The organism is Kineococcus indalonis (assembly GCF_009906395.1).
Lineage (GTDB): Bacteria > Actinomycetota > Actinomycetes > Actinomycetales > Kineococcaceae > Kineococcus > Kineococcus indalonis.
In genome coordinates this window covers 1-4123 of the sequence record NZ_JAAALM010000370.1, presented here as the reverse complement: position 1 = coordinate 4123, position 4123 = coordinate 1, and the positions used below count along the sequence as shown (strand labels likewise).

The window sequence follows — 4123 nt, the reverse complement described above, 5'->3', positions numbered from 1 at the left end:
CACCCGGGCGGTGGAGCCGGGCGTGGGCGTACTGCAGGTAGGGGCCGGTGTCGCCGTCCATCGCGACCGCGCGGTCCAGGGCGAAGACGTGGTCCTTGCCGAGCCCGTCGGCGAGGTCGGCGTACTTGACGGCGCCGACGCCGACGGCCCGCGCGGTCCCGGACCGCGCCGGGCTGCCGGCCCGGGAGCCGCGCGCGGCCATCAGCGCCCCGGCCCGCTCCTCGGCCGCGTCGAGCAGCGAGGCCAGCGGGACGGTGCCGCCGCTGCGGGTCCTGAACGGCCGGCCGTCCTCGCCGAGCAGGGCCCCGAAGGCGACGTGGCGGGCCTGGACCCGCTCGGGCAGCCAGCCCGCCGCGCGGGCCAGGGCGAACACCTGCTGGAAGTGCAGCGCCTGGCGGGCGTCGACGACGTAGACGAGCACGTCGGCCCGCAACCGCCCCACCCGGTGGCGGATCGCGGCCAGGTCGGTGGCGGCGTACCCGAAACCGCCGTCGGCCTTGCGCACGATCACCGGCAGCGCGGCGCCGTCGCGGGTGGTGAACCCGGGCAGGAACGCGCACAGCGCCCCGCCGGACTCCGTGAGCAGCCCCCGGCCGGTCAGCTCGGCGACGATCCCGGGCAGGTCGGGGCCGTAGGTGCTCTCGCCCGCGGCGTCCTCGGCGCCGAGGTGGACGCCGAGGCGGGCGTACACCTCGTCGAACGCCGCCAGCGAGGTGCCCACCAGCCGCCGCCAGACGGCGGTGGTGCCCGCGTCACCGCCCTGGAGCGCGACGACGCGGGCCCGGGCCCGCTCGGCGAAGGCGGCGTCGGCCTCGAAGCGGGCGCGCGCCGCGCGGTACAGGGCGTCCAGCGCCGTCAGGTCCAGGTCGGCGCCGTCGTGGCCCTCCTCGAGCAGGTGCTCGATGAGCATGCCGAACTGGGTCCCCCAGTCGCCCAGGTGGTTCTGCCGGACGACGTCGTGGCCGACGCTGGTGAGCACGCGGGCCAGGCAGTCGCCGATGACCGTCGAGCGCAGGTGGCCGACGTGCATCTGCTTGGCGACGTTGGGGGAGGAGAAGTCGACGACGACCCGCCGCGGCGGGTCGGCCCGCCGCACCCCGAGGTGCTCGTCGTGCAGCACGGCGTCGACCTGCTCGGCCAGGAACCGCGGGCGCAGCGTCAGGTTGACGAACCCGGCGCCGGCGACCCGCGGGGGCAGGCAGACGTCCTCGACGTGCAGCGCGGTGAGCAGCCGTTCGGCGGCCCGGGCGGCGGGAACCCCGGCCGGCCCCGCCAGGCGCAGCGGCAGGTTGGTCTGGAAGTGCCCGAACTCCGGGCGGGTGGCCCGGCGCAGCTGCGGGTCCTGCACGGGGCCGTCGGCCCCGAAGGCGGCGCTGACGGCTGCGCGCAGGCGCAGCGTCAGGAGTTCCTCGGCATCGCGCATGGCGGGGTGTCCTCCGTGGCCCGGGCGGGACGGCCCGGCGGGAAGGGGTGGGGGAGGCACGTCGAACGCCGCCGGTGGCGGCGAGGACGTGAGCGGTGCTCGATCGCTGCGACGGGGCGGGCGGCGGCGGGTCAGCGCGCCCGGCGTCGTCGCCCGGCGCGTCGTCGCGACGCGGTGAGCGCGTCACGGCGGCGGGCGCGGGTCGCAGACATGCCGGGCAGTGTGCCACGGCCGGTGGAACGGCGTCCACGAGAACCCCCCGGGGCGGTCCGGCGGACCGCCCCGGGGGGTTCACGCGCCGGCGGCGCGCGCGGCGTCCTTCAGCACCCCGGCGGCGACCCGCAGCCCCTCCACCCGGCCGAGGGAGACGTCCTCGTGCTCGATGTTCACCATCATGTCCGCATCCACCTCGTGCAGGGCGCGCAGGAACTCCGCCCAGAAGGCGGTGTCGTGCCCGCGCCCGAGGGCGACGAAGTCCCACGCCGAGTCCTGCGGCCACTCGTTGACCCACTCGTCGCCGCCGAGGTTCGTGCGCTCCTCGTCGGCGCGCAGGCGCCGGAAGCGGTTGTCCAGGACGCCGTGCACGGCGGCGGCGGGGTTGACGCGCACGTCCTTGGCGGCGGCGTGCAGGACCAGCGGGCCCAGGTCGCGGACCACGGCGACGGGGTCCATCCGCTGCCAGAACAGGTGCGAGGCGTCCAGCTCCACGCCGAGGTTCGTGGCGCCGGTGCGCTCGATCAGCTCGCGGGTGCCGGCGGGGTTGAAGACGAGGTTCTGCGGGTGCAGCTCCAGGGCGACCTTGACGTCCAGGTCGCCGGCGAGGGCGTCGACCTCGCGCCAGAACGTCGTGGCCACCTCCCACTGGTGCTCCAGCACGTCCAGCGCGCCGGAGTTCCAGGCGTTGACGACCCAGTTCGGCCGGGTGGCGCCCGGTTCCCCGCCGGGCAGGCCGGACATCGTCACCACGCGGTGCTGCCCGAGCCGGTGCGCCAGGCGGATCGAGCGGCGCACGTCCTCGGCGTGGGCGTCGCCGATGACGCGGCTCGGGTGCAGGGGGTTGCCGTTGCAGTTCAGCCCCGCGATCGAGACTCCGGTGCCCTCGAACACCCCGAGGAAGTCGTCGCGGGCGCTGTCGCTGACCAGGACGTCGTCGAAGGTGGGGATGTGCACCGCCGGCAGGAAGCCGCCGGAGTTCAGCTCGATCCCGGTCAGGCCGAGGTCGGCGACGACCGCCAGGGCCTCGGGCAGGGAGCGGTCGTGCAGGACCGCGTCGTAGACGCCCAGCTTCATGCTGCTCCTCCCGTGGTGCGCCGGTCGGCGGGGCTCAGTCGAGGGGGACGGTCTCGACCCCGGTGCCCGCGGCGCGGGTGATCGCGTCGAGGACCCGCAGGTTGTGCAGGCCGTGCGACAGCGGCGGCACGACCGGCAGCGCGCCGATCGGCGTGCCGGGGCCTCCGGCGACCTCGTCGAGGAAGGCGCGGCACTGGAAGGTGAAGAAGTCGTTCTGCCCGTGACCGACGCCGGGGAAGTCCATCGGCAGCCCGCCGGCGACGTAGGGGTGCTCCGGCCCGACGAGGACCCGGCGGTAGGTGTCGGCCGCACCGGGGGCGGTGGCGCCGGTGGTGGTGAACTCGCCCGTGCGGTCGAGGTCGAACGCGGCGGCACCGTTCTCGCAGAACACCTCGAAGCCGAGGCCGTTGGGCAGCCCGTGCGCGACGCGCGAGACGGAGAACGTGCCGGTGGCCCCGCCGGCGAAGGTGGCGGTGAAGGTGGCGAGGTCCTCGTTGCCGACGTCCTCGAACCGCTCGCCGACCGCGGCGGCGGCGTGGCCGACCACGGCGCCCAGCGGCCTGGGCCGGGAGGTGGTGACGGTGGAGAAGACCGTTCCCCGCACGGACCCCACCGGCCCGCAGAAGAACTCGCCGAGGTCCACCAGGTGGCTGCCGACGTCGGCCAGCGCGCCGGAACCGGGGCCGCCCTCGTAGCGCCAGCTCATCGGGGCGGCCGGGTCCACGGCGTAGTCGCACCAGTAGCGGCCGTTGAAGTGCCGCACGGCCCCCAGTCGGCCGCCGGTCACCTGCTCGCGCACGGCGCAGATCGCCGGGGAGCGGCGGAAGGTGAGACCGACGGCGGCCACCAGGTCCGGGCGGGCCGCGGCGGCGGCCACCATCGCCTCGGCGTCGGCGACGGAGGGGGCCAGGGGTTTCTCGCACAGCACGTGCTTGCCCGCGGCCAGCAGGCCCTCGACGACCTCGCGGTGCAGGGGGTTGGCGACGGCGACGCTGACGGCGTCGACGTCGCCGGCCTGCGCGACCGCCTGCCAGGAGGTCTCCGCGCGCTGGTAGCCGTAGCGGGCCGCGGCGGCGGTCGCGAAGGGTTCGTGGGCGTCGGCGACGGCGACCAGGCGCACCGCCGGCGGCGTCTCGCCGTACGCGCCGCCGGTGAGGGTGGAGGCGGCGCGGTAGCCGGCCAGGTGCGCGCGGCCGGCCATGCCGGCGCCGATCACGGCCACGCCGATCGAGCGGGCGGGAGTGCTCATCGTGGTGTCCTCTCCCCGCGGCGGGCGGAGCCCGGGAGGCCGGGGTGCGTGTTCCCGAGGTGGGGGGCCGGTGCCGACGCCACCCCCGTCGGCGGCGCCCGGTTCTTCAAACCGGTTTGATCCTGCTCGGTTAGCATGGGTTCGGTCCGGAGGGCGTGTCA

At 76.1% G+C, this 4123-nt stretch carries 3 protein-coding genes; all 3 read right to left on the bottom strand.

Annotation, left to right across the window (positions count from 1 at the left end):
• The coding region (argS, locus tag GTR00_RS15860) for an arginine--tRNA ligase (protein ID WP_166612560.1) at positions 1-1423 on the bottom strand (1423 nt) is incomplete at its 3' end.
• A gap of 291 nt (positions 1424-1714) precedes the next feature.
• Entirely contained in the window at positions 1715-2713 is a 999-nt protein-coding gene (locus GTR00_RS15855) for a sugar phosphate isomerase/epimerase family protein (protein WP_166612559.1), read from the bottom strand.
• A gap of 34 nt (positions 2714-2747) precedes the next feature.
• Entirely contained in the window at positions 2748-3962 is a 1215-nt protein-coding gene (locus GTR00_RS15850) for a Gfo/Idh/MocA family protein (protein WP_166612558.1), read from the bottom strand.
• Positions 3963-4123: the final 161 nt, after the last annotated feature.

Coding starts and splice junctions, on each gene's coding strand:
- GTR00_RS15855 (WP_166612559.1), bottom strand. CDS start 2,713: ATGAAGCTGGGCGTCTACGACGCGGTCCTGCACGACCGCTCCCTGCCC.
- GTR00_RS15850 (WP_166612558.1), bottom strand. CDS start 3,962: ATGAGCACTCCCGCCCGCTCGATCGGCGTGGCCGTGATCGGCGCCGGC.